The organism is Acinetobacter sp. Ac_5812, from assembly GCF_013072695.1.
Lineage (GTDB): Bacteria > Pseudomonadota > Gammaproteobacteria > Pseudomonadales > Moraxellaceae > Acinetobacter.
In genome coordinates this window covers 58620-82682 of record NZ_LXUK01000027.1, presented here as the reverse complement: position 1 = coordinate 82682, position 24063 = coordinate 58620, and the positions used below count along the sequence as shown (strand labels likewise).

General features: G+C 38.8%; 22 protein-coding genes. 16 read left to right on the top strand and 6 right to left on the bottom strand.

The genetic code is table 11. The annotated features are described in order from the left end of the window. Positions 1 to 35: 35 nt before the first annotated feature. Genes A7P55_RS20600 through A7P55_RS20585 form a run of 4 tightly spaced genes read left to right on the top strand, consistent with a single transcriptional unit; the run spans position 36 to position 3342 of the window. Positions 36 to 1349, top strand: coding sequence for a hypothetical protein (locus A7P55_RS20600; RefSeq protein WP_171553580.1), 1314 nt, complete (start codon positions 36 to 38; stop codon positions 1347 to 1349). Positions 1350 to 1359: 10 nt separating this feature from the next. Next, on the top strand, positions 1360 to 2454 hold the full coding sequence (locus A7P55_RS20595) for a sialidase family protein (RefSeq protein WP_171553579.1): 1095 nt from the start codon (positions 1360 to 1362) through the stop codon (positions 2452 to 2454). A gap of 55 nt (positions 2455 to 2509) precedes the next feature. Continuing rightward, a complete protein-coding gene (locus tag A7P55_RS20590; protein WP_171553578.1) occupies positions 2510 to 2788 on the top strand; it encodes a holin in 279 nt (92 codons plus the stop codon). Continuing rightward, positions 2788 to 3342, top strand: a complete 555-nt coding sequence (locus A7P55_RS20585; RefSeq protein ID WP_171553577.1) for a lysozyme — start codon at positions 2788 to 2790, stop codon at positions 3340 to 3342. Before A7P55_RS20590 ends, A7P55_RS20585 begins: the two co-directional genes overlap by 1 nt. A 136-nt stretch (positions 3343 to 3478) precedes the next feature. On the opposite strand, the gene A7P55_RS20580 is transcribed toward A7P55_RS20585, so the two are convergent. After that, on the bottom strand, positions 3479 to 3703 hold the full coding sequence (locus tag A7P55_RS20580) for a hypothetical protein (RefSeq protein WP_171553576.1): 225 nt from the start codon (positions 3701 to 3703) through the stop codon (positions 3479 to 3481). Between the two features lie 125 nt (positions 3704 to 3828). After that, positions 3829 to 4767, bottom strand: a complete 939-nt coding sequence (locus tag A7P55_RS20575) for a hypothetical protein (RefSeq protein WP_171553575.1) — start codon at positions 4765 to 4767, stop codon at positions 3829 to 3831. Positions 4768 to 5000: 233 nt separating this feature from the next. On the opposite strand from A7P55_RS20575, the gene A7P55_RS20570 reads away from it, so the two are divergent. Then, positions 5001 to 5471 (top strand): YaiI/YqxD family protein, encoded by a 471-nt coding sequence (locus A7P55_RS20570; RefSeq protein WP_005151751.1) that lies wholly within the window; start codon positions 5001 to 5003, stop codon positions 5469 to 5471. Positions 5472 to 5478: 7 nt separating this feature from the next. Further along, positions 5479 to 6372 carry an EamA family transporter gene (locus A7P55_RS20565; RefSeq protein WP_171553574.1) on the top strand — a complete coding sequence of 298 codons (894 nt, stop codon included), beginning with the start codon at positions 5479 to 5481 and terminating at the stop codon, positions 6370 to 6372. A gap of 14 nt (positions 6373 to 6386) precedes the next feature. On the opposite strand, the gene A7P55_RS20560 is transcribed toward A7P55_RS20565, so the two are convergent. Continuing rightward, a complete protein-coding gene (locus A7P55_RS20560; RefSeq protein WP_171553573.1) occupies positions 6387 to 6968 on the bottom strand; it encodes a PilZ domain-containing protein in 582 nt (193 codons plus the stop codon). Positions 6969 to 6993: 25 nt separating this feature from the next. Here A7P55_RS20560 and A7P55_RS20555 point away from each other — a divergent pair, with 25 nt between their 5' ends. The 4 genes from A7P55_RS20555 to A7P55_RS20540 all read left to right on the top strand — a co-directional run bounded on the left by A7P55_RS20555 (position 6994) and on the right by A7P55_RS20540 (position 12657). Beyond that, on the top strand, positions 6994 to 8229 hold the full coding sequence (locus A7P55_RS20555) for a lipoprotein-releasing ABC transporter permease subunit (protein WP_171553572.1): 1236 nt from the start codon (positions 6994 to 6996) through the stop codon (positions 8227 to 8229). Next, positions 8222 to 8911 carry a lipoprotein-releasing ABC transporter ATP-binding protein LolD gene (gene lolD, locus A7P55_RS20550; protein ID WP_171553571.1) on the top strand — a complete coding sequence of 230 codons (690 nt, stop codon included), beginning with the start codon at positions 8222 to 8224 and terminating at the stop codon, positions 8909 to 8911. Before A7P55_RS20555 ends, lolD begins: the two co-directional genes overlap by 8 nt. Continuing rightward, positions 8904 to 10139 (top strand): lipoprotein-releasing ABC transporter permease subunit, encoded by a 1236-nt coding sequence (locus A7P55_RS20545; RefSeq protein ID WP_171553570.1) that lies wholly within the window; start codon positions 8904 to 8906, stop codon positions 10137 to 10139. The genes lolD and A7P55_RS20545 overlap by 8 nt, the downstream gene beginning before the upstream one ends. 88 nt (positions 10140 to 10227) lie before the next feature. Continuing rightward, positions 10228 to 12657 carry a DNA internalization-related competence protein ComEC/Rec2 gene (locus A7P55_RS20540; RefSeq protein WP_171553569.1) on the top strand — a complete coding sequence of 810 codons (2430 nt, stop codon included), beginning with the start codon at positions 10228 to 10230 and terminating at the stop codon, positions 12655 to 12657. 1 nt (position 12658) lies between these two features. Here the strand turns inward: A7P55_RS20540 and A7P55_RS20535 are convergent, their stop codons facing one another. Next, complete coding sequence (locus A7P55_RS20535; RefSeq protein ID WP_171553568.1) at positions 12659 to 13615, bottom strand: lysophospholipid acyltransferase family protein; 957 nt, start codon at positions 13613 to 13615, stop codon at positions 12659 to 12661. 138 nt (positions 13616 to 13753) lie between these two features. Between A7P55_RS20535 and sppA the strand changes: the two genes are divergently transcribed. Beyond that, positions 13754 to 14776 carry a signal peptide peptidase SppA gene (gene sppA, locus A7P55_RS20530; protein ID WP_171553567.1) on the top strand — a complete coding sequence of 341 codons (1023 nt, stop codon included), beginning with the start codon at positions 13754 to 13756 and terminating at the stop codon, positions 14774 to 14776. Positions 14777 to 14934: 158 nt separating this feature from the next. Then, the gene (locus A7P55_RS20525) at positions 14935 to 15726 is read left to right on the top strand and encodes an alpha/beta hydrolase (RefSeq protein WP_171553566.1); all 792 of its coding nucleotides are present in this window, start codon (positions 14935 to 14937) and stop codon (positions 15724 to 15726) included. Between the two features lie 37 nt (positions 15727 to 15763). On the opposite strand, the gene purN is transcribed toward A7P55_RS20525, so the two are convergent. Together purN and purM are read right to left on the bottom strand one after the other, a co-directional pair. Then, positions 15764 to 16393, bottom strand: a complete 630-nt coding sequence (gene purN, locus A7P55_RS20520) for a phosphoribosylglycinamide formyltransferase (protein ID WP_171553888.1) — start codon at positions 16391 to 16393, stop codon at positions 15764 to 15766. Further along, positions 16390 to 17460: a phosphoribosylformylglycinamidine cyclo-ligase gene (gene purM, locus A7P55_RS20515; protein WP_171553565.1), complete on the bottom strand. Its 1071-nt coding sequence runs from the start codon at positions 17458 to 17460 to the stop codon at positions 16390 to 16392. The genes purN and purM overlap by 4 nt, the downstream gene beginning before the upstream one ends. Positions 17461 to 17594: 134 nt before the next feature. Here purM and cxpE point away from each other — a divergent pair, with 134 nt between their 5' ends. The 4 genes from cxpE to A7P55_RS20495 all read left to right on the top strand — a co-directional run bounded on the left by cxpE (position 17595) and on the right by A7P55_RS20495 (position 24029). Next, positions 17595 to 18788, top strand: a complete 1194-nt coding sequence (gene cxpE / locus A7P55_RS20510) for a chloramphenicol efflux transporter CxpE (protein ID WP_171553564.1) — start codon at positions 17595 to 17597, stop codon at positions 18786 to 18788. A gap of 20 nt (positions 18789 to 18808) precedes the next feature. Then, the gene (locus tag A7P55_RS20505) at positions 18809 to 19507 is read left to right on the top strand and encodes a DnaA/Hda family protein (RefSeq protein WP_005204903.1); all 699 of its coding nucleotides are present in this window, start codon (positions 18809 to 18811) and stop codon (positions 19505 to 19507) included. Between the two features lie 113 nt (positions 19508 to 19620). Then, entirely contained in the window at positions 19621 to 21513 is a 1893-nt protein-coding gene (gene rbtA, locus A7P55_RS20500; protein WP_171553563.1) for a rhombotarget A, read from the top strand. A 14-nt stretch (positions 21514 to 21527) separates the two neighbouring features. Then, positions 21528 to 24029, top strand: coding sequence for a CSLREA domain-containing protein (locus A7P55_RS20495; protein WP_171553562.1), 2502 nt, complete (start codon positions 21528 to 21530; stop codon positions 24027 to 24029). The last annotated feature ends 34 nt before the right edge of the window (positions 24030 to 24063 follow it).

Here is a 24063-nt window from a genome sequence, read left to right as displayed (position 1 = left end):
CGCCTTTCGGCGGTTTTTTGTTGTCAGGAGGAATTATGGCAACTTCTCTAAGCTCAGCTTTAACACGCTTCTATGATCGCTGTGGACGCCCTCTAGTTGGTGGAAAAGTTTTTACCTATGAAGTTGGCACAACTACCTTCAAGCCAACATATACAGATTCTCAGAAAAATTCTGTGAACACAAATCCAGTTATCTTGGATAGCATGGGCCAAGCACGGATCTTTTTGGATGGTGCATATCGTGTTCGAGTCTTTGACTGTAAAGATGTGTTGGTAGAAGAAATCGATTACATCGAATCATGGATGTCTAGCAGTGAAAACGAAAAGATTTATGAAGCTATTGATGATGCATACAACAGAGCTGTTTCAAAAATCTACTATGACAATCAAATGTGGCAAGGTGCTCTTTCTGCATGGCAAATGGGCCACGCATTATCCGTAGATCCACTTCAAAGGCGACAAATCCCTGTGGGTATAACACACGCACGCACTGGATTTGGCAGCGGAACAACGATATTCCATGTCAATGGTACATATGAACAGGATGCAATGCGTATTCAACGCACAGCAGGGAATACCAGTACATCCGACCACAATTTTGTTATTAATTTTTCATTTGATGAAGCAAAGCATTTATTTGGCAATAAATGTTGTCTTGCTTGGCACATGTTCAAAGGTGCTGACTATGCTGCCTCCAGTGTGAATGTAAAAATACTTGGCTCAGAAGAGTTGGAGCAGCCAATTCTTAGATCTGATGGGATTTACAGTAATGGAAACGTTGTAATTTCTAGTCAAGATTTCACAATTGAAGCACGAAGCAAAGACAACCCGTTTTCTCTTGTTTTTGATTTACCTTTCAACTTCACACAAATTGCTGTCCTTTTCACAATCAAATTCACAAATGCTACAGCGCTTGCTGATGATTATTTGGAGTTTGAAGGCCTTCAAGTTACGCAGTCTGATGGTTATGTGAAAACTTTAAAACTTCAAAAAAATGATGTTTTAGAAAAGGCTATGACTCGTTATCAAACTACATATCCATATGGTGCACCACGGGGTGTAAATACTGAGCAAGGCTCTATTCAGATGATTGCTGTCAATTCAAATGTGAATTGGGCATTTTCAGAGAACATTAAATTTAATCCTCCAATGCTTATTCCTCCTCAGTTCATGTTTCAAGCACCAACTAGCAGTCAAGAGTCACGGTTTTTAGATAAGGATTCCGCATCAACAGTAACAGGGCTTGCGTTCAATCTTAGTGAAAGCGGGGTAAGTGTGACAACAAATAGTGGATCAATTGTGGCAGGTCATCGTTATTTGTGTCACTGGACTGCTCAAATTATATTTTAGGAGAGGGAAAATGCCAGTTATTGTAGGTGTTAAAAGAGAGTATGAATTTACTGGAAATGACCTAAATGGTGATCCTTGTATTTTCCCAAGATTGCCGTCAAATCACGTTTTTGTTCAGGCTTTCGATTTTAGAACTAAGAATATTGTTGTTACACCTGAATACTCTGCATTTCCATTTGTTGATAAGATAAATGGCGCAATTGTAGGTATTTGCTCAGAAGGACCCGCCCATGCGCAGTCCGAAAAACAAACAATGTATGTTTCCAAAGACAATGGCGTTACATGGGAAGTTAATGAAAATTTCTTTATTAATGCAACTATGCAGTTTGATTTCTCGTTGCTTGAAACTGTGATGAGTAATGGTGATGTTCTTATACTTAAAACATTCACAATTAAGCGATTAAATGATGTTATATCAGCCACCATTAATCCATACATCTCGGCATCTGGCAAAAACTATGCTGTCTGGTCCAGACCACAAGTTAAAGCTGGAGTTTGGTATCGGACTGGCTACTATTATGATTCTGTAAATGCCGTAAGTGAGACAGCATTATTTACATCTACTGATAAAGAGAATTGGACTTTCAAGTCAATCATGTTCAGTGGTGCTGGCAAGATTTATACTGAAGCTGATCTTGTGAATACAACAGGTACAACATGGATAGCGTATTGCCGAGAAGATTCTTCATCAACCACAAACCCACTCTATAAAAGCGTTTCAACTGATGATGGTGCCACATGGTCAGCGCCTGTTTTGCAAGATGTATTGTTAATGGATGGTCGCCAGCCAAATCTAACCAAGCTTTCTGATGGCTCAATCATTCTAGCAACTGGTGACCGCAGTGGTTCGTCAGGTCATGCAGGATCTGCTGGCGACATCATATGGGGAACAAATACAACTGGAGTAACCGTGTTTCGAAGCACTGATGGCGGCTCTACTTGGTCATTTAGGACACGTATTGCTCCTATTTTCTCTACTGATGGTGGACAACCATTTGTTGTTGAAACAACTCCTGCAAGAATCATATGTGTTTATTACGCAAGAAGAAGAACGAAAGATAGACCTATTATCTCGAGCTGTTCGCTTGATGTAGTGAACCTTTAATAAATTACAAAGCTAAGCCCCGTTTGGGGCTTTTTTATTATCTGGAGAAAAGTGAATGCAAGATCATGAAAAGACAATACTAACCTTGTTTGTAGTTGGAGGGCTTATCGGTATGAGCAGACTCTTAGTTTCAAGCGATCCGCTATCAGTGCGTTTGATTATTGGGCGGACAATTCTAGGTTCAGCAACTTCATCTATTGCAGGTGTTGTTTTAATCCAATTTCCAACATTAAGCCCGATTGCTTTGGTTGCTATTGCATGTGCACTCGGCATCTTAGGAAGTACGTTTATTGAAGAGTACTTGAAGAAAAATGTGAATAAGTGGGGTGGGTGATGACAACTAAAACGTTTTTCGATGCTGCGCGAGAGATTGCAGGCGGAAAACTGACACAATCTCAAGTTGATAGGCTTAATGACGTTGTTGACAATTTGCAAATGATAGGCATGAAAACCAGTCAAGTTGGTATCGAACTAATCACAAGCTTTGAAGACACCGAGCTAGAAGCCTATGATGATGGTGTGGGTGTTTGGACTATTGGCACCGGCACCACAGTTTATCCGAATGGTACTAAAGTGAAGAAAGGCGATGTTTGTACACTTGAGCAAGCCAAGTCATACTTTGCACATGATCTAAAGCGATTTGAAGCATCAGTTAATAACTTGGTGAAAGTGCCTTTATCTCAAAACCAGTTTGATGCGCTTGTAAGTCTTGTCTATAACATTGGCCAAACAGCATTTAGCAAATCAACTCTTTTGAAGAAACTAAATGCTAAGGATTATCAAGGTGCCGCAGACCAGTTTCCTGAGTGGAATAAAGGTGGCGGAAAAGTGTTAAAAGGCCTAGTTCGTCGTCGCGCTGCAGAACGAGCACTCTTTCTAAAGAAGTAACTTATATGTGCCAACGATCCAAACTTGCTTCGCTTGTCACAGTGCTGTGTCTCTTATTTTCTGGATGCACAGCTCATAGCATTAAAACAAATGTCAGTATTTCGGTTTGCTTGCAGTGTGTTCAGCATTAGCAAGCTTACTCCCTCACAACCTCTACACCTTTCAGCTTTCTTCCTCTGGTCACCATGAATCTATCTGCCTCTCGTTTTTCTAAAAACTTTTTTGCATCATCTTTGGTATCTAAAAATACATACTGCTGGGTGACCATTGCATTGATATCTGAATAGTCTTGATAATCTTCAAAAAGTGAGTGCTGTATATGCAAATATTGCCTGCCTTTCTTTATGTAGAAGTAGCGCATTTTAGATTCTCCAAAAAGTAGAAGCCCATAAGGGCTTTTATCTACTGTGTACATATGTGTGTACATATTTGGATTTCAGAATGCTTTTATTTTTATTAAAGCATTGATATTTAATTTAAAAACACCTAAACACTAGGGGTTTTAGCATAAATATTGGCCTGAATCCATAGGTTACCGCGAATATATTGGCCAATGTTAAAGTTTTTATACAATTCATTCTTCGTTGCAATACGAATCAAGATCGCAGGTAAATCATCTTCTAATACCAGCGTCACATCATAAAGGGTATATTCTTCTTGCATAAACTGCATAGAAGTTTTGCCGACGATATTACCTTGGAACCAAGCCTCATCTTCTTGACCTAATGTTTCACCAAATAAGTAAGCCACCATTTTAGAAAAGTCGACAGTGACAGGTTCTTGATCTTCTGGTGTTTTTGGTTGCCAGTCATTAATCAATTCTTGTAAATTGTCTGGGGCAATTCCATTATGCTCTGTCAAAATCGCATTTAATGCACGGTGATGCTTAATTGAAGCCGGGTCATCAACAATGATTTTTTCATCAGCCGAAACTGTTTCTAATTCATAGGCCCAAGCATTAAATTGAACTTGATAGGTTTGATTCTTGTCATATTGACAGCTATTTACACTGAATAAATTATCGAATGCATAAATAATGGTATTTTTATTTAAGTTCAAACGTAATACGGCTTGAGTTGAAGAATCACAGGTAATAATTCGCTCGATTTGCGCATCATATTTATATGGGCTATCAAAACTTGGAAATGCAGTTTTTAATGCACGGGGTTTTTGATCTTCAACCGCAATAATTTGATTAATCGAAACAGCTTCGCCACTCGGACCCTGAATCAACCAAAATGATTGATCCATCTCATGCTCGTCCTGACAGAGACCCATCGGCATTACCGGTGCATCAAGAGCCAATCCTAACCATTTGGGAACATCCGTTTCGGGAGTATCTGTCAGTAAGTTCCAATGCTCGACATGATTACCGAAATTTTGATCTTGAATTTTAATGATTTCTGGACTGTTTTGATTTTTCATAAAGCGTAATGCTAAAAAGATTGAACTTACTCTATTAAATCGAGGGTAACTGTCATATTTCAAGTCTGAATCTGTAATTCTCTACAATTAATTTACTTTTTAGCTCGAAATATCAATATGCTGCTTAAGTGTGTTGGACAAGGATGAGCGATGTGAATAGTTGGATGATCTTAATTCTACTTTTCCAGTAATCTGTTACACTATATTTTTTACTTTCATGAGCTTTTGCCAACGTGCTGCCATTCAAATTGTGGGTAGATGCTGATGCTTTGCCTAAAATTTTACGTGAAGTAATTCTACGTGCATCTGATCGTTATCAACTTGAAGTTATTTTTGTTGCCAATCAAAATGTTGGGATTACGCCGTCATTGCGGATTAAATCCATTCAAGTGATGAGTGGCGCCGATAAGGCTGACCAAGAAATTGTAGATCGGATGCAAGAAAATGATATTGTCATTACACAGGACATACCTCTTGCAGCACAAGTGATTGAAAAGGGTGGGATTGCGATTCATCCACGTGGTGAAATCTATACCACCGCCAATGTGAAAGCGCGTCTGCATTTGCGCGATTTTATGGATACTTTACGTGGTGCAGGGGTGCAAACCGGTGGGCCACCTCCGATCTCAGAACGAGACAAACGAGAGTTTTCAAGTTCACTTGATCAGACCATTTTAAAACAGAAACGTAAGACAGCTTCTTGAGTCGGTTATGCCATCACGTATTAACCTCATGCTTACTTATGGACTATTAGTCTTTATTTGGGCAACTACACCTTTGGCGATTGTATGGAGCGTCTCTGACCTGCATCCAATGTGGGCATTGGTGATCCGCTTCTTTATTGCTTTGCCTTTGGCTGTAACGGTGTTATTGCTATTGAAGGTTAAGTTCCCAGTTCATAAAATTGCAGTATTAAGTTATGCCGCGGGTTCATTAAGCCTGATTGGATCGCAAATCTTTACCTATGCGGCAACAGCTTATTTAAGTTCTGGATTGATTGCGCTGATGTTTGGTTTGGCGCCGATTATGGCCGGTTTAATTGGGCGCTTTGGCTTCCAGCAAAAACTAGCGGGTTTACAGTGGTTAGGTATGGCAACATCGATTGTTGGATTGGCCATGATCTGCCTGAGTGGTAGCCAGCAACATGTGCAGCCGATTGGTATTATTTTAATGCTGATCAGTGTTTTTTCTTATTCATTGTCAATTTTTCTAGTGAAGAAGATTAATGCAGATTTGCCTGTCATGGCACAGGCAACGGGTTCAATTCTGGTTTCAACAATATTGGCAACCATGTTAATCCCGTGGATCTGGCAATATGTTCCAACGCATTTCCCGTCAGCCAAATCATTATTGGCATTGGCTTATACGGTGATTATGGCATCGTTGATTGCCATGTTCTGCTACTTTAAGTTGGTGCAAAATCTAAAAGCAACGACATTGTCATTAACAACAGTGATGACGCCAATGTTGGCGATCTTGATCGGAGCATACCTGAATCATGAACAATTGTCCGCTCAGGTCTTTATTGGGGCGAGTATTATTTTATTTGGATTACTGCTTTATTTCTTTAAAGATTTAAGAGCATATCGCCGTTTAAAAATATAAGAAAAAAGTGGGAATTAATTGCTTTCCGTTTGTTGTGTTTGTTGAATACTGGCCGCTAGTTTAGCCCGGTCTTGCGGATTTAAAGTAATGAAATAAGCGCCGATACGGAACTTACCTTGTTCGTCTGCCGTGCTATGTGCCACTTGTGCTGTTGCCGCAATATGGAAGAAATTTTCTGGGTGGCTCAAGGTAATATGAATATAGGTGCCTTCAATAATATCTTGTGAACTATAGAAACTTAAACCATTCTCTGAAAAATTTACTTGTTCAGTAACGGGCAATAGGGATTGCACGATATTGTCGTAAAAAGAGCCTGTAATCAGATTCAATTTTTGGTTAAAAAGGGATAAGATGCGAGCAATTTGTTGATCTTTTTCATTTAATTGTTCTAATTCGTAGCGAAACGCATGATCAAATTGATCTAATTCTGCAAGTAGTAGAAAATAGCGAGGCAAAACGAAATGGGAATCATACGGGTCATTCAACGCAACATCATCTGGAATGATTTGATAGTTGATTCTCAACACAGCATCAATACGAGACATCACTCGACGTTCAGTGTTGTCGTCAACAAGATGATGTTGTGAATTTTCCATAATAAATCACCTCGGACTAGATGGTATGTTTAAGCCAATTTCGCTGTATATAGGGTTGAGATACACTCGTGCTCAGCGGAGTAATCATTTTATTTCTTTTGTCGCTTTAGTTTCCATGATCGGCTTGACACTTGGTGTCGCTGTTCTCATTACAGTGTTATCTGTTATGAATGGTTTCGATCGCGAATTAAAAAATCGTGTCCTTGGAATGGTTCCACAAGCCACTGTTTCTTCTACTCAAATTCTAACAGATTGGCCTGAGCTTGTAAAAAAAGTTGAGAACCACCCGCATGTCACTGGTGCTGCACCATTTACTCAATTGCAAGGGATGTTAACCGGGCAAGGTCAAGTTGCAGGCATTATGGTGACGGGGATTGATCCTGAATATGAAAAGAAGGTTTCAATTATCCAGAACCACATGGTTTCAGGTGATTTAAATGCATTGAAAAAAGGTGAGTTTGGGATTGTCCTTGGCAAGGATATGACCGATGCGTTGGGCCTTGGCTTAAATGATAATGTGACCTTAGTGCTGCCCGAAGCGACACCGTCACCTGCAGGTGTAGTACCACGTTTCAAACGTTTTAAAATCGTGGGGATTTTTAGTGTCGGTGCTGAAGTGGATTCAATGGTCGGTTATATCGCCTTGAATGATGCTTCTACTTTATTGCGTTTACCAGATGGTGCACAAGGTATACGCTTTAAAGTGGACGATATTTTTGCTGCTCCTGAAGTAGTTAACCAGATTGTTAAACAATTACCTGATAATTTTTATGCAACAAGCTGGAAGGAAACGCATGGGAGTTTATTCAGCGCAGTAAAAATGGAAAAAAACCTTGTCGGGTTGCTGTTATTTCTGATTATTGTGGTGGCAGCATTTAATATCGTATCGTCATTGGTGATGGTGGTCACCGATAAAAAGGCCGATATTGCGATTCTACGTACTTTAGGTGCTTCTCCAAGATTTATCACGTCTGTTTTTATTGTACAGGGTACCATTATTGGTGTTGTGGGTACTGTGATCGGGGTTATTTTAGGAAGCAGTTTTGCATTAACCATCAGTGATTTGGTTGGCTGGTTAAATCATACCTTTGGACTGAATTTATTTAGTGGTTATGTTATTGGCTATTTGCCTTCCTATTTACGCTGGCAAGATGTATTGATTGTTGTGACAGCATCGTTATCTATCAGTTTTTTAGCAACAATTTACCCCGCTATTCGTGCAGCGAAAACGCAACCAGCTGAGGCATTACGTTATGAGTAAGATCGTTCTAGAATCAAAAAATATCTTTAAGCATTTCGATGATGGCAAAAGTAAAGTTGAAGTGATCAAAGGCTTATCCCTTCAAGTCAATGCGGGCGAGTTCGTTTCTATTGTGGGGTCAAGTGGCTCGGGTAAAAGTACCTTATTGCATGTGTTAGGTGGCTTGGAGCAACCTTCACAAGGACATGTGTTTTTACAAGGCCAACGCTTTGATAATTTAGGCGAGGCAGAACGTGGTTATAAGCGTAATCAGTACCTTGGTTTCGTTTATCAGTTCCATCATTTACTCCCTGAATTTTCAGCCTTAGAAAATGTGGCGATGCCGTTAATGTTGCGCAGAGAAAGCAACTTTAAGGACGTGAAGAAGCAAGCAGAATATTTGCTGGATCGTGTAGGTCTATCCCATCGTATGGATCACAAACCAGGCGAATTGTCGGGTGGAGAACGACAACGTGTGGCTTTGGCTCGTGCGTTAGTGACGAAACCAGCTGTGGTGTTGGCAGATGAACCAACTGGTAATCTTGATCGTAAAACAGCGCTGAATATTTTTGAATTGCTCACCGATTTGAAAAAAGAGCTCAACATGGCGATGTTGATCGTGACACATGATGAGCAATTGGCACAGTCAGCAGATTCAATTTTGCATATGCAAGATGGTATATGGGTGGGTGAGCATGTTTAAACCCATTTCATTTTACATTGGGCTGAAATACACACAAGCGAGAAAAAAAAGCCGCCTGGTGTCATTTATTTCATTGATGACAATGATTGGTCTAACTTTGGGTGTGGCGGTGCTGATTACGGTTTTATCCGTCATCAATGGTTTTGATCGAGAATTGAAAAACCGTATTCTAGGTATTGTGCCGCAAGCGACCATTGCCTCAACTCAGATTATGACAAATTGGGAGGGGTTAGCGAAAGATATCTCTAAACAACCCCATGTACTTGCTGTTGCGCCGTATACCCAATTGCAAGGGATGTTAACGGCACATGGTCAAGTGACTGGGATTATGATCTCAGGCATTGAGCCAAAATATGAAAAACAAGTCTCTATTGTTCATGATTATATGCAAGCAGGCAGCCTAGATGCGCTTAAAAAAGGGAAATATGGCATTGTATTGGGGCAAGATCTAGCAGATAGCTTGGGACTTAAACTGAATGATCCTGTCACGCTGGTTTTACCAGAAGCGACGAGTTCCTCGGCCGGTGTCGTGCCACGATTTAAACGTTTTGAAGTCGTTGGAATATTTAAAATCGGGACTCAAGTCGATTCGATGGTGGGTTATATTGCACTCAATGACGCATCAACTTTATTACGCTTACCAGATGGTGCGCAGGGCATACGTTTAAAGCTGGATGATATTTTTGCCGCACCAGAAATTTCTGAGAGCATTATCAAAAAATTACCAAGTAATTTTTATGCTTCTAATTGGACATATACCCAAGGTAATTTATTTAGTGCCATTCAAATGGCAAAAAATATGGTTGGATTATTACTTTTACTGATTATTATCGTGGCGACTTTTAATATCATTTCATCTTTGATGATGTTGGTCACGGATAAAAAATCAGATATTGCAATATTACGTACTTTAGGGGCATCCCCCTTATTGATTACTCAAATTTTCATGGTGCAGGGTACGATTATTGGGGTGATTGGAACAGGTTTAGGGACTGTTTTAGGTATTATTTTATCTTTAAGCATTGGTAATATCGTATCTTGGATCAATACCACCTTTGGCTTGAATCTACTCGATGCATATTTTGTACATTATCTGCCTTCCTATTTACGCTGGCAAGATGTCTTGCTTGTTGTAAGTGTCTCACTACTGTTAAGTCTACTTGCAACAATTTACCCCGCTTTACGCGCAGCAAAAGTTCAACCTGCTGAAGCATTACGTTATGAATAGTCTATAAATATTGAATTAGACCTCTTGTTAAAGCCCTGAAAAAGGGCTTTAATTTTGTCTTTAGAAAAACTAAATCTAATTTTAAGAAATGTTGAAAATTGTTTTAATCAGCTGGATTGCTGGTATTGCCCTGATGGGACATGATTTTAGCTTTGCCGCACAGACTTGGTGGATTTGGCTAGCGTTAGCGAGCGTGATATTCGGTCTGGGTTTATATAAAAGAACGTTATATTCTGAATCTGTTGCTTATAGTTTTTTACTCTTATGCAGTGTCAGTTGGGCCTTGTTCTGTACCGGCTTTTATTATGCCGATTCAGTCCTACAGCAACGGCTAAAATTCAAAGAAATTGAAGTGCAGCCCTTTGAAGCAATTGTATATATCAAAAAAATCGACGAGCTAAGCGAAGATGGGCAGAAACAAATCGCGGAAGTGCTCAATCGGTACACGCAGCCCGTTGATTGGTTGCTTTATATAAAAAAACAAAATAATCCAATTGTTCAGCAGCAAAACCTACAGTTGGGTCATTATTATCGTTTATCTGGGAGGATTAAACCTGCACATAGCTATGCTGTCGCAGGTGCATTTGATCAGGAAAAATGGTTTTTACAACAAAATGTCATGTCTGCCTATCAAGTCAGCGACATTCAGTATTTAAGTCAAGATCAGATCTATCGTTTGGGCTACCACCAGCATCTTAAGCAACAACAAACACTACAAGAAAAATTTCTGCTCAATGTTGAAATGCTGCGCTTGTCATTCCGTGAAATGCTGCAAAAGAGTACTACGCTACAGCACAAAGGGTTGTTATTGGCTTTGTTGACAGGCGACGAAAGCTTGTTATCAAATCGTTTAAAACAACAATTCCAACAATTGGGTATTTCACATTTATTGGCAATTTCTGGTCCGCATGTCTTGGTTTTTGCACTGATGCTGACATGGGTGTTGACGTGCATCGTACAGCGTTATGCGCCAAAATTATATTTATGGCAACCACGACAGGTTCTAGTACTGTTGCCTTTTGGAGTCAGTGTACTGTTGTATGTGGCCTTTGTTGGTTTTGAAATTCCTGCACTACGAACTTTATTAACGGTACTGCTTGCAAGTGTTTTTCTATGGTTTCGACAGTTGATTCAGCCATTCGCATTATTGATTTATAGCGCAAGCTTATTGCTGATCTTTGATCCATTCAGTATTTTGTCTACCGCATTTTGGTTGTCCTATGGGGCATGCTTTATGCTGCTGCACATCTATCAAACCATTATTGATATACCTCAAGAACAAGTCATCACAAGCACTCAAAAATTACGTCTAGCGGTGAAGCTTCTGATTGAGTCGCAATGGAAAATATTTATTGCATTACTGCCTTTGGTGCTTATTTTCTTTCAGCAGATTTCATGGCTTGCACCAATCAGTAATCTGATTGCCATTCCATTACTCAGTGGATTAGTCGTCCCTATTGGGATTATCGCAGCATGCATTTGGTTGTTGATTCCTGCACTTGGACAACTGCTATTTCAGTTGAGTGATGGATTACTGGCTTTTTTGCTATGGCTACTCAATGGCCTACAACATATTTCACCTGAGTTATATGGTGTCAGTTATACACCCCAGATGATGCTGGGCTTTATGGTTGGTATCGTCATTCTATTTCTGCCAAGAGGCACAGTCCCCAAGCTATGGTCGCTGGTGTGCTTTTTACCGATTTTTCTTGGAATAAAAGTCCAATCAACGGTATTCACTATTCTTGATGTCGGACAGGGACAGGCCGTATTTTTACAGCATCCAGAACTGAGCCTAATGATTGATACGGGTGGGTCATATGATGAAAGTAAGTTTAGCTTAGCGGAGCGAGTCATTATCCCTTTTTTAAGACAGCAAGGGATACGAACATTGGATCACGTCATTTTGTCCCATTTAGATCAAGATCATAGTGGTGCATTTGCAGCAATCCAAAATGCTTTTGCAATCACTCAAGTGCAGTCCAATGAGCATAATGAAAAGATACCCTTCAAAAATAATTTCTCATTGTGCCAACAAGGTCAAACTTGGTCATACCCAAATCTAAAAATAGAAATCTTATCACCTGATCAGGAAGGTTTAGCAGTTGCAAGAGATCAGCAAAATGAACAGTCTTGTGTGGTATATCTGCAATTCTTAAATGCTCAACCGTATCAACATTTTCTGATTATGGGGGATGCAGGGTGGGAAACTGAATATAAGTTATTACGTCAGTATCCTGATTTAAAAGTGGATGTTTTGGTGCTTGGTCATCATGGCAGTAAAAATAGCTCTGCATATGATTTTTTAGCTGTTTTAAAACCGAAACTAGCGATTGCTTCAGCAGGGTTTAATAATCGTTATGGTCACCCAAGCCAAGAACTACAAAGTCGTCTTCAGGCCTTAAATATTCCTTTGCTGAGTACCGTGCAGACAGGCAGTTTGAGTTTTGTTTTTGACCGTGACACTGTAAAGTTAAAACAACAGAGGCAACAATTGAAGTGGTTGAGAAGAGAATAGCCTAAGCATTCTCTTTTTGCTGTGTTTGGAGGCGTACTTCAGCCACTTTTGCCAGCGCTTCATTTTCATCAATATCGTAGATTTTCTTTAAAGCGGGGTTAGCGCGAAAACGTTTATAGCTCCAGTGATAATGTTCTGGGTAACGTCGAATCAGCTGTTCCAAGGTTTGATGAACAATCAAAGTTCCATCTTCAGCATTGCCTTCATAGATTTGAGGGTTGATCGGCTCGATATACATATCAAAGCCATCCTGATCATTTCTGATGGCATAAAATAATAAAGCTCGAGCCTTGGTTTTTTGAATGAGCTTAGCACTGAGACTGCTAGAAGCTAATGGAATACCAAAATAATCGACCATATCGCCACCATGATCGGGGGTGTGGTCTGGAAGAATAACGGTAGTTCCACCTTGTTTTAATGCTTTGAAGATCTGTCGTACCCCGCTTTCATCAGTAGGTACTAAATTTGCCTGATTACGGCTACGCGCATCACGAACAAAACGATCAGCATCAGGGTTTTTGACAGGTTTATATAGGATTGTCATTTGAGTATGTTGTGCCAACCATGCATTCATGACTTCCCAAGTCCCCAAATGAGGCATAATCAGAACGACGCCTTTTTTTTCTGCTAAAGCTTCATGGAAATAATGTTCACCATGAATATTTTGGATTCTCTGAATATTTTTGGCATCTGTTGAGCCCCAAATACTAAAAAATTCAAAATAAGAACTCAATTCATTTCGAATGGCTTGTTTGGTGATTTGTTGCCTATACTGTTGATCTATCTCTGGAAAAGCAATTTGTATATTCAAACCAATTGTTTTGGAAAGCTTGGACAGTGGAAGAGTAGTGACCAAGGCTGCAACCATACGTGCAAAGAAGCGCCCTAATTGAATCGGCTGGCGACTAACAAACTGAATAAGACGGTAACTTGTGCTGCTTGATTTAGGCTGAGTCATGTATCAATAATTAGAAAAAATTACAAAGGGAAGTATAAAGCAAAAAATAATTATAAGTTAAGACAAGTTATTTAAACAGTTTTGTTCAAATCCACGTATATAATAAAGTCACTTTAAAATATATTGGATTGGAATCTTATGTCCGATTGGCCACCAAAACCACAAAACGAATCTACAAATAGTAATAATGTGACAGGCAAAGAATGGCAGATTTTAGAAAAAGCCGTTCTTGCTTCTGTTGAAGAACAACGTCGTAGCCGTCGTTGGGGTATTTTCTTCAAATGTTTGGGCTTTGCATATCTACTGATTGTATTATTAGCAATGACCAAGAGCTGTACTACCTCATCAGATAAAACCACCACAAGTATTAGTAGTAATCACTTGGCAGTGGTCGATATTGTGGGAACCATCGATTCATCTGCTGGTCAATCTACAGTGAATAGTGAAGATACCAACAAAGCCTTAAAACGTGCATTTGAGGCGAGTGGAAGTAAGGCCATTGCTTTGAATATTAATTCACCTGGTGGTTCGCCAGTACAGTCGGATGAAATTTGGCAAGAAATCCGTTACTTGAAAAAACAGCATCCAGATAAAAAAGTTTATGCGGTGATTGGTGATATGGGTGCATCAGGTGCGTACTATATTGCTTCAGCAGCAGATGAAATCATTGTCAATCCATCAAGCCTCGTCGGTTCAATCGGTGTGATTATGCCGAACTATGGTTTGAGTGGACTGGCGCAGAAGTTAGGCATTGAAGACCGTACTCTGACTGCAGGTAGTAATAAAGATATTTTAAGCATGACCAAGCCACTTGATCCAGCACAGAAACAACATGTGCAGTCGGTGCTTGATAATGTGCATACTCACTTTATTAATGCAGTGAAAGAAGGGCGTGGTAAACGTTTGAAGTCAAATGATCCTGCGATTTTCTCTGGATTGTTCTGGACAGGTGAACAAGCTGTTGCTTTAGGTGTTGCTGACCGTAGTGGTAGTTTAACGACATTGATGCGTGATCTGAAGATTGAGCAAAAAGTGGATTATACGGTGCAACGTAATCCTTTAGAATCAATTCTAGGACGTATGGGTGCGCAGCTTGGTGCAGGTATTAGTAGTTCGCTTGCGGCTCAACTTGAGACTCAGCAGAACGCGAAAATACAATAACATATATGCTTTGATCAAAGCACTACGTTGATTTTAATGGGGCTGTGTATATCACAGCCTTTTTTATTCGAAAAATAACTGGACAGTTATCCTTTTAATTTGCAATACATCTGTAGAGCAGGATAATTGACCAATCAGTGAAAATAAAAGACAAGCTTATGAAACCTTTGATTCATTTTGCCCATGCCAATGGTGTTCCGTCTAAAGTTTATCAAAAGCTGTTTGATCAGTTAAAAGATCAATACGACATTATTTATGTTGCTGAGATTGGAAATGACAAACGTTATCCAATTACCCATGGCTGGACACACTTAGTCGATCAGATTATTGATAGCATTGTACAGCAAGCACAAGGGCGTAAAGTGATTGGCTTGGGACATTCATTGGGTTCAGTCTTGACACTGATGGCCGCTTATCGCCGTCCAGAACTATTTTCACAAGTCATTATGCTTGATCCACCTTTAATTATTGGTAAGTCGTCTTTTATTTTTCATCTTGCTAAAATCTTTAAACCTAAATTAGTGGATAAAATCACTCCAGCGGGTTTGTCGGTACGCCGACGTGATCATTGGGATTCGCGGGAGCAAGCTGCAGAGCTATTAGGTTCTAGAGGTTTTTATCAGCACTTTGATCCTGATTGTTTCCAAGCCTATATTGCACATGCTTTGACGGATGATCATCAAAATGGTGGGGTGACTTTAACGATTCCTAAAGAGGATGAAGTGGCTATGTTTAGAACTACACCATCTATGTGGTGGTTACCGATGCCAAAACCTCCTGTACCTGTACATTTGGTTGTGGGACAAGACAGTGTTTTCTTAAAAGAAAAGTTTCCGCAAGTGGCGAAAAAGAAATTGGGTATTCCTTTTTCTGTTGTGGATGGCGGGCATATGTTCCCATTAGAACATCCGATGGAAACAGTTGAGAAAATTAAAAGTTTAGTGGTTTAAATCAATAAAAAACGCATCCGAGGATGCGTTTTATTTTTTAGAATTGTGCGAATTGAATTGGCCGTTCTAAAGGTTTCTGATTGAAATAGGCTTGACCGTTTTGCCAGATCAGTTGACCTGTACAGAACCATTGTGCAACTTGAGGATAGATAAAATGCTCAAGTTCATGCACACGTTGTGCCAAGCTTGTTACAGAGTCATGCAAACCAACTTGAATTGCCGATTGTGCAATACTTTGTCCAGCATCCAATTCAGCAGTGACAAAATGAACTGTACAGCCATGCAAACGATCTCCAGTATTTAATACACGTTGATGTGTATTAACACCTTTATAGAAAGGTAGGAGTGAGGGATGGATGTTTAACATTTTGCCTTGCCATTGACTGACAAAGTTTGGTGTTAAAATACGCATAAAACCAGCAAGGATTACCAGATCAACTTGCCATGCCAACAATTGCTGATGCATGGCTTCATCGAAGCTTTCGCGATTTGGATAATCTTTATGTGAAATGACAGCGGTCGCAATATTGGCATCTTTGGCACGTTGCAATGCATAAGCATCTGCTTTGTTAGATAAGACACCAATGATTTGCCCTGACAGATTTGCATCGATCAGGGCCTGTAAGTTGCTACCGTTGCCAGAGACAAGGACAGCAATTCTCATTATGCAAAGATCACGCGAATTTTTTCGTCTGCGCCTTCAACTGATTCAGCATTTTCTTGGATATAACCAATTTTCCATGCTTTCTCGCCTTGAGCATTTAAGAGATCAATTGCTTTTTCCGCTTCGCTTGCATCAACCGCAATGACCATACCTACGCCACAGTTAAATGTACGGTACATTTCAAAGCGTTCTACGTTACCTTCACGTTGTAACAACTGGAATAATTCAGACCATTCCCAGCTTGATTCATCAATGACCGCTTGTGCACCATTTGGAAGAACACGTGGTAAGTTACCTGGTAAACCGCCCCCAGTAATGTGTGCCATGGCATGAACATCAACTTGTTTGCACAGTTCAAGTACTGGTTTTACATAGATACGTGTTGGTTCCATTGCGACATCTGCAAGTGGGCGACCATCAACGATTTGAGTTAAGTCTACATTCTTAACATCTAAAATTTTACGCAATAATGAGTAACCATTTGAGTGTGCACCACTTGATGCAACACCAAGAAGTACGTCACCAGACTTCACTTTGGTTCCATCGATAATTTTGCTGTGTTCTACAACACCCACTGCAAAACCAGCAAGATCGTAATCTTCACCTTCATACATACCTGGCATTTCAGCAGTTTCACCACCGACCAATGCACAACCAGCAAGCTCACAACCTTTACCAATACCTGTCACTACATCTGCTGCAACATCGACATTTAAATGACCAGTTGCATAGTAGTCGAGGAAAAATAATGGCTCAGCACCACAAACAAGTAAGTCGTTTACACACATTGCAACGAGATCTTGACCAATCGTGTCATGACGGTTTAGGTTTAGTGCTAAACGTAATTTAGTCCCTACACCATCTGTTCCTGATACTAAAACAGGTTCTTCATAACCTTTTGGAATTTTGCATAAGGCACCGAAACCACCAAGACCGCCCATTACTTCAGGACGAGTGGTGCGTTTAGCGACAGATTTGATACGATCGACCAATGCGTCTCCCGCTTCAATGTCGACGCCAGCATCTTTATAGCTTAAACCAGTATTTGGGGTAGAAGTTGAGTTGCTCATAGTGAAGTCTCCGCAGTGGCGGCAGATTATAACCTGAATATACGAAACTCTTATGTTATTTATGCTCGAAAATGCTATCTTTAATTAAAATTTTTTTCCATTTATAACGATTACACGAAAAAAGGCTAGATTTTATGCAAGATCAGGTACTACGTCGTATCTTTATCCTCGCTGGGCTCGCATTACTTCTTTGGGTGCTCTATCTATTAAAGCCCATTGTGATTCCTTTTGTAGGTGCTTTTTTCATTGCCTACTTATTTAGCCCGCTTGTGGATGTTCTTGTCAAAATTAAATTGCCCCGTTGGCTCGCAATTAGTATCGTGTTTATTGGTATTGGTGTGACTTTGACCATGGTTTTATGGTTCTTAGTGCCCCTGATTTGGAAGCAATTGATGTATGCGCGGGATAGTATTCCTGCGGGAATTCACTGGATTAATGCAACCTTCTTACCGTGGGTATCACATACTTTTAATGTGGTGCCGATGGAAATCGATACTGAACAAATTACCAAAGCGTTCATGGATTATATTCAGACCAACTACAGTGCTGACAGTATTCAAACCATGGCTTTAAGAGTTGCCCAATCTGGATTGAACTTTATTCAGTTGGGTGGTGTGGTGATTTTAATTCCAATTATCTCTTTCTACTTTTTACTTGATTGGGAGAGAATGCTACAAAGCTTTAGACGTTTAATTCCACGTCCTTATGAAGCGTCAACGTTAACCATCGTTCGTGAATGTCATAGTGTATTAGGTGCTTTTGTAAAAGGTCAATTCCTCGTTATGCTTTTATTAGGCATTGTTTATGCTGTTGGCTTACAACTGATTGGTCTTGAGGTTGGCTTGATTATTGGAATGATTGCCGGTTTAGCCAGTATTATTCCTTATTTAGGCTTTGGTGTCGGCATTATCGCTGCTGTTATTGCAACCCTGTTTCAATTTGGCTTAGATTGGACACAGCTGCTTCTGGTTGGTGTTGTGTTTATGATTGGCCAGATGGTCGAAGGCTATATTCTTCAACCCTTCTTATTGGGTGATAAAATTGGTTTATCTCCTGTAGCCGTTGTTTTTGCAGTATTGGCTGGTGCACAACTTGGTGGTTTCCTTGGAATGTTAATTGCCTTACCTGTGGCTGCTGTCATTGTTGTATTATTAAAACATGCACGTGATAATTATGAAAAAAGTCGCTTATATGGATTACCAACAGAAGTTGTGTTGGCAGAAGGGGAAATTCAACACATAAATGTTGAAACTGGCCATGTAGAGCTTGATATTCAAATTAAAAACTCTCAAGATACAGAGACTTCAAACTCGAATGACTTAAAGTAATTGAGGAACACATTAAATCTATGCGTCAACTACAACTGGATATAGAACCTCAACTCGATGCCCGAATCAGTGATTTTTCGGGACCGGGATGGGGACCTGTGGTTGATGCAGTTCGGCAGTTACATGCAGGTTTAGTCAATCGTTTTTATGTTTATGGGGGAGCCGGCACAGGCAAGAGTCATTTGCTCTCAGCGATCTGTGATTCATATCTTGAGTTAGGTCGACCTGCAATAAAAGTTTCATTGTTAGAATTATTAGACGCACCCATCGAAGCAATTACGTCTTTAGAATTTTATGACTTAGTGGCATTAGATGATATTGATTCGATTAGTGGGGTTCCGCATTGGCAGAAAGCCGTTTTTCATCTAATGAATAATCATGAAGGGCAGTTGGTTTTTTCTTCTCGTGTTGCGCCAATTGAGTTAAAGCTTGAATTACCAGATTTACAGTCAAGGTTGACCCAGGCTGTCAGTGTAAAAGTGCCGAATGGCAGTTCCTATATTGATCGGCATGCTTTACTACAATCAGTTATGACTCGACGTGGTATTCATTTTGATCAACAGATTGTAGATTACTTGTTAAGCAATGGTCCGCATCAAGCATCAATTTTATTACAAACACTGGCTCAGCTCGAAAAAATGCTAAAGGGCGAAAAAACTAAGCTTTCAAATACAACACTTAAGCAGATTTATGCTTTGATTGATGAATATCGCCAATAGCATAAAATTTCTTGAGTAATTTCGAGAGCTATGACAAAGTACGCACAAAGGAATGTGGTTACAAACACTGAGTTTGTAATACGAAGAAAAATGAAAAATAGAAGGAGATCGGTATGCTCAAACGGACGCTTGCCTGCGCTTTATTTGCGATTACTGGACATGCATATTCTGCGGATATTCAAGTTACAACATTGGCTGATGAAGACAAAGATGATGCCGTTTGTTCATTACGAGAAGCCGTTGAGTTTTTAAATAAAAGAAGCCAAAAAGAATTTGAAAATGGTTATCACGGGTGCGGTAATAAAGATGCAAGTAATAATATTATTTTACAACGCGAAAAAGAATATATTCTCAACTCTGCAATTACGATAAAAGCGACTGCTAATATTAGTACTGCATTAAGTGGTGATTTTAATGATAGTCAAAAAGGTATGCATAATGCAACCATTAAAATAATGGGTAATGATCGTTTATTTGTTATTGATGATGGAAGTGTTGAAAATAATCTTATTCCAGTTGGTTTTTCTGAAATAAATTTTAAAGGATCATTAAGTAAAATTAATGATGGGGGGTTGATTCTTAATCGTGAAGCCTTGTTTATTCAATATTCCCGTTTAAGTGGTGGGAGTGCTACTAGGGGCGGAGCAATTTATAATGCTGGTATAAGATCGGAAGAACAAAAGACTGCTGGAGTTGTTTCTGTTACTAATAGTCTTCTTGAAAATAATAAGGCAGAGCAAGGAGCTGTTATTTATAGTGAAATGCCATTATATCAGATAGCACAATCTGTAGTTCGTAATAATGAAGGAATGCCCGGTTCAAATGGTGCATTGTTATATGTTCAAACAGGATTTAATGATGATACGATCGGTAGTGCATTAGCTCAAGGAAGTTCAGGGATTAAGAATAGTACTTTTTATAATAATAAGGGCGGGTATATTGCAAATATTCGTGAAGGAATGCTATTAAATAATCTTACAGTAGTTAAGAATGCAGCTGGTTTTTATTTGCAAGCATTAAAATGGAAGAAAACTATAGAAGAAACTATAGGTGAGGAGAAAAAAGAGGTAGTTAAAGAATTTCCAAGCTCCTATGTTTCGAATAGTATTATTGTAGCAAATGGAAATAATGATTTTAGTAGTAGTTTAGATGATACGACAATTGTGCAAAGCAATTTCACAACGATAGAATGTAAAAGTTATAATGAAATAAAATGTTTGCCTAACGTAATTTGGGATCAAAATAATCCAGAACAGACATTAATTTCTGGTGACAAAGATGAAGGTATTTGTACAGCTCCACCAGCTAAGGGCTTATTATGTCCATATTATACACCCAAAGATCAAATGCTTGGTTTCTTTAAGCCTCGTTTATTAGTGTCTTATAAGCAACTAACAAATTCTCCTATTGTAAATCGAGGGCGGATTTATAGTGATCGTACAGATTATAATTTAGGTGGTTGTGAAGGAAGTGATCAAAGAGGTAAAAGCCGTAGTGGATATGATGAGTTATGCGATTTTGGGGCAATTGAGCTAATTGTTAATCGTGCAGAAATTCCGATTGTTGGACAAGATATTTTTTATGGACAGACTGCAAAATTTAGTGTTGCTGATAGTTTATTGGATGGAGAGTTATTAGATCCTGCTACATGTGAGGCTCAATTAGGTAAGCGACCAGATGGCCAGCCTTGGCAAGTTGGATGTTTGGAGGTTGTACAGACGCAAACTGCATCAAAAGGAAAATTAACAATCGATCAAGATGGTAATGTGGTTTATGTTCCAAATGGAGATTGGCATGGTGCAGATAAATTTAATTTAAGAGTAATGACAACAACGACCCGTTTTAATGATGTGTCAAATTATTTTATTAATATACCAGCAACGATTGTACAAGACCCGCCGAATAATTTTCAAAGTAAAACGGTTAATGTGAGTGGTGGTAGTCTAGGGATAGGAGCAATTTTTGTATTATTAGGTTTGGCTCGATTACGTCGTTTTAAGTCATGATCAGGGATGAGGATATGAGAAATTATAAAAAAACGTTATTGGCAACTATGATTATGGCAACTATGCCGTTATTGGCTGCAACAAGTAGTGAGCCAATTAAAGTTACGACTTTTATTGATGAGGATGGTGAAAATCTAAACGCCTGTTCATTGCGTGAAGCATTAAAAACAGCTGAAACACGTATCTCATATGGTGGTTGTACGGTAACGGATAAATTATCAACAACGCAAAAGGTTATCCAGCTTGAAAAAGGGACGTATACACTTAAAAAAGAACTGGCGCCTAATGTAGATGTCTTAATTATTGGAGCTAGTCCAGTAGATTGGCAGGAAAAAAATGTTTTAATAAATGATATAGTGAATCAATATCCAGCACAGCTTACTTTGCAAACGACTATTAAGGCTGATAATTCCCGTATTTTTAATACAACAATTGGGGCGAAATCTCTCAGTCTCCGTAATCTAATTTTATCAGGTGGAAATACTATTGATAGCGGTGGTGCAATCTATGCGGGAGCTAATATTGCATTGGAAAGCGCACAAGTTCTAAATTCTAAAGCAAAAGAAGGCGGGGCAATTTTCTTAGCAGGACCATCAGCATCTTTAGTTTTATCAAAAAGCTTGATACAGGGTAACCAAGCTGAAAAAGGTAGTGTTTTGGCTATGAGTTGTTTTAATGATATTACGTATGCTAAACATAATATCAATATAGCATCAAATAGCTTTGTTAATAATGGTTCTGAAAATTCAAATAGTATGTTTGAATTTTGTGGTGAACCTACAGTAATTATTAATACGAATACAATTGCTAAAAACATTGTAAGTAAAATTAGTGGTAATTTAATTAAGTTTTCCGGTGATACTAAAGCTGGAACTGCTGTCGATAACACGTCAAGTATTTTGAGTAATGCAAGTAATATTACTTTGTCAAGTAATACTATTGTGGAGAATTCGGCATATACTACATTTTTATATGACAAGCTAGGTGGTAAATTATTAAACTATAATGTTATAGCATATAATGGTGATGCCAATAGTTATGCTTGTCGTTATTTATTGGGGGATGCATCAGTTCAAATTGGTGTCGGTTTGTCTGTTGGTTATAATGCATTCTCATTCAAGGATGGAGATGTTGAAAAAACAATTAATAATAAATGTGATCTACCAAAAGAATCTTTAAAAGATAATAAAACTAATTTTAATGTTGATGGAGTAAATATTCAGACAATATTAAGCTCATTGCAGCCTGCGTCACAATATACTGCTTTTTTACCAATTTATTATCCGAAAAGAAATACAATAGAAACTGTAGATGAAAAAGGAAATAAAAAACTAATTGGCTTGCTAGATACCGGTAGTACAGGTTGCACCACAATAGATCAACGTGGGTTGTCTCGTATTGTTGATGGTACATTATATTATGATCCTAATAATAGAAATACCTGTGATATTGGCTCAATTGAATTAATGAAGTTCACTGCAGGTGATTTACAGGATTTATCTAATACCTCTATTAGTTCATTAATTGCAGATTATCAAACACAATTTGATTTTTTTGATAATATGGTTAAAAGCCCAAACAACACCGATTTTGTTACTTATTATAAATTTCGTTTGGATCAATATCAGAAACTATTAAAATATACTAAAGAAAATTTGAATTATCGTGCAATATATATAGATTTAAGAAATAGTGAATTACCACTGCCTGAAGATTTAGAACAAAGTGACGGTAGTTATAAATTACAGTTTTTTAGCTCAGATTTGTATAATGTTACAACGGAGCCTTTAGGTAAAGGGCAAATTAATGACACAGCGACTGATATTGATGAGAGTGATAAGAAAAATTTAGTTTGTAGCTGGAACAAAGATTTAGAGCAAATCATTCTTTATCGCAAAGATGATAGTGTTACTCAAGCAGGTGATAAGGTTTTTTGTAAATACACGATTACCTCTAAAGCTAATCCAAATGTTAGTTCTTCAGGCTTAATTAGAGCTGCGTTTGTTAATATTCCACCTGTTGCAACTGATACATCTTTGACTTTTAAATATAAGGAAAAACAAAAGCTAAGTCTGAATTTATTAAACAATGCCAATGATAATGGCGATACAGGGGTTAGTGGAGGCGGACCAGAAAGTAATCCAAATAAATCACAGTTTTGGAAAAATGCAGATGGTGTTGAGTTACCAATTCGTTTGACGAATGTACCTACGAAGGATCTTAGTGTGACAGCAGATCGCACAGGGCCATGTCCAGAACCAGACCAGAAAGAAACTTGTTATGGTGGAAATCTTTATGTTCAGGAAGTAAATGCATTTAACCCATTTAACTTCTCATTTAACTACCAAGTTTATGATGCTGATGGTGCTTCGTCGAATACTGCAACTGTACGAACCATTAGTACAGCAACCACGACTGATGATACTCGTCCAGCGAGCAGTGGTGGAGGAAGCATTAGTTTCTATTCGATATTTGGTTTAATGGGACTATTAGCTTATCGCCGCTTTAAGAAATAAGCTGACCCAACATAAAAAAATAGCGCCTTAAAGG

Bases quoted from the DNA above. Each gene is read 5' to 3' on its own strand.
- A7P55_RS20600 (WP_171553580.1), top strand. From the start codon at position 36: ATGGCAACTTCTCTAAGCTCAGCTTTAACACGCTTCTATGATCGCTGT.
- A7P55_RS20595 (WP_171553579.1), top strand. From the start codon at position 1,360: ATGCCAGTTATTGTAGGTGTTAAAAGAGAGTATGAATTTACTGGAAAT.
- A7P55_RS20590 (WP_171553578.1), top strand. From the start codon at position 2,510: ATGCAAGATCATGAAAAGACAATACTAACCTTGTTTGTAGTTGGAGGG.
- A7P55_RS20585 (WP_171553577.1), top strand. From the start codon at position 2,788: ATGACAACTAAAACGTTTTTCGATGCTGCGCGAGAGATTGCAGGCGGA.
- A7P55_RS20580 (WP_171553576.1), bottom strand. From the start codon at position 3,703: ATGCGCTACTTCTACATAAAGAAAGGCAGGCAATATTTGCATATACAG.
- A7P55_RS20575 (WP_171553575.1), bottom strand. From the start codon at position 4,767: ATGAAAAATCAAAACAGTCCAGAAATCATTAAAATTCAAGATCAAAAT.
- A7P55_RS20565 (WP_171553574.1), top strand. From the start codon at position 5,479: ATGCCATCACGTATTAACCTCATGCTTACTTATGGACTATTAGTCTTT.
- A7P55_RS20560 (WP_171553573.1), bottom strand. From the start codon at position 6,968: ATGGAAAATTCACAACATCATCTTGTTGACGACAACACTGAACGTCGA.
- A7P55_RS20555 (WP_171553572.1), top strand. From the start codon at position 6,994: ATGTTTAAGCCAATTTCGCTGTATATAGGGTTGAGATACACTCGTGCT.
- lolD (WP_171553571.1), top strand. From the start codon at position 8,222: ATGAGTAAGATCGTTCTAGAATCAAAAAATATCTTTAAGCATTTCGAT.
- A7P55_RS20545 (WP_171553570.1), top strand. From the start codon at position 8,904: ATGTTTAAACCCATTTCATTTTACATTGGGCTGAAATACACACAAGCG.
- A7P55_RS20540 (WP_171553569.1), top strand. From the start codon at position 10,228: ATGTTGAAAATTGTTTTAATCAGCTGGATTGCTGGTATTGCCCTGATG.
- A7P55_RS20535 (WP_171553568.1), bottom strand. From the start codon at position 13,615: ATGACTCAGCCTAAATCAAGCAGCACAAGTTACCGTCTTATTCAGTTT.
- sppA (WP_171553567.1), top strand. From the start codon at position 13,754: ATGTCCGATTGGCCACCAAAACCACAAAACGAATCTACAAATAGTAAT.
- A7P55_RS20525 (WP_171553566.1), top strand. From the start codon at position 14,935: ATGAAACCTTTGATTCATTTTGCCCATGCCAATGGTGTTCCGTCTAAA.
- purM (WP_171553565.1), bottom strand. From the start codon at position 17,460: ATGAGCAACTCAACTTCTACCCCAAATACTGGTTTAAGCTATAAAGAT.
- cxpE (WP_171553564.1), top strand. From the start codon at position 17,595: ATGCAAGATCAGGTACTACGTCGTATCTTTATCCTCGCTGGGCTCGCA.
- A7P55_RS20505 (WP_005204903.1), top strand. From the start codon at position 18,809: ATGCGTCAACTACAACTGGATATAGAACCTCAACTCGATGCCCGAATC.
- rbtA (WP_171553563.1), top strand. From the start codon at position 19,621: ATGCTCAAACGGACGCTTGCCTGCGCTTTATTTGCGATTACTGGACAT.
- A7P55_RS20495 (WP_171553562.1), top strand. From the start codon at position 21,528: ATGAGAAATTATAAAAAAACGTTATTGGCAACTATGATTATGGCAACT.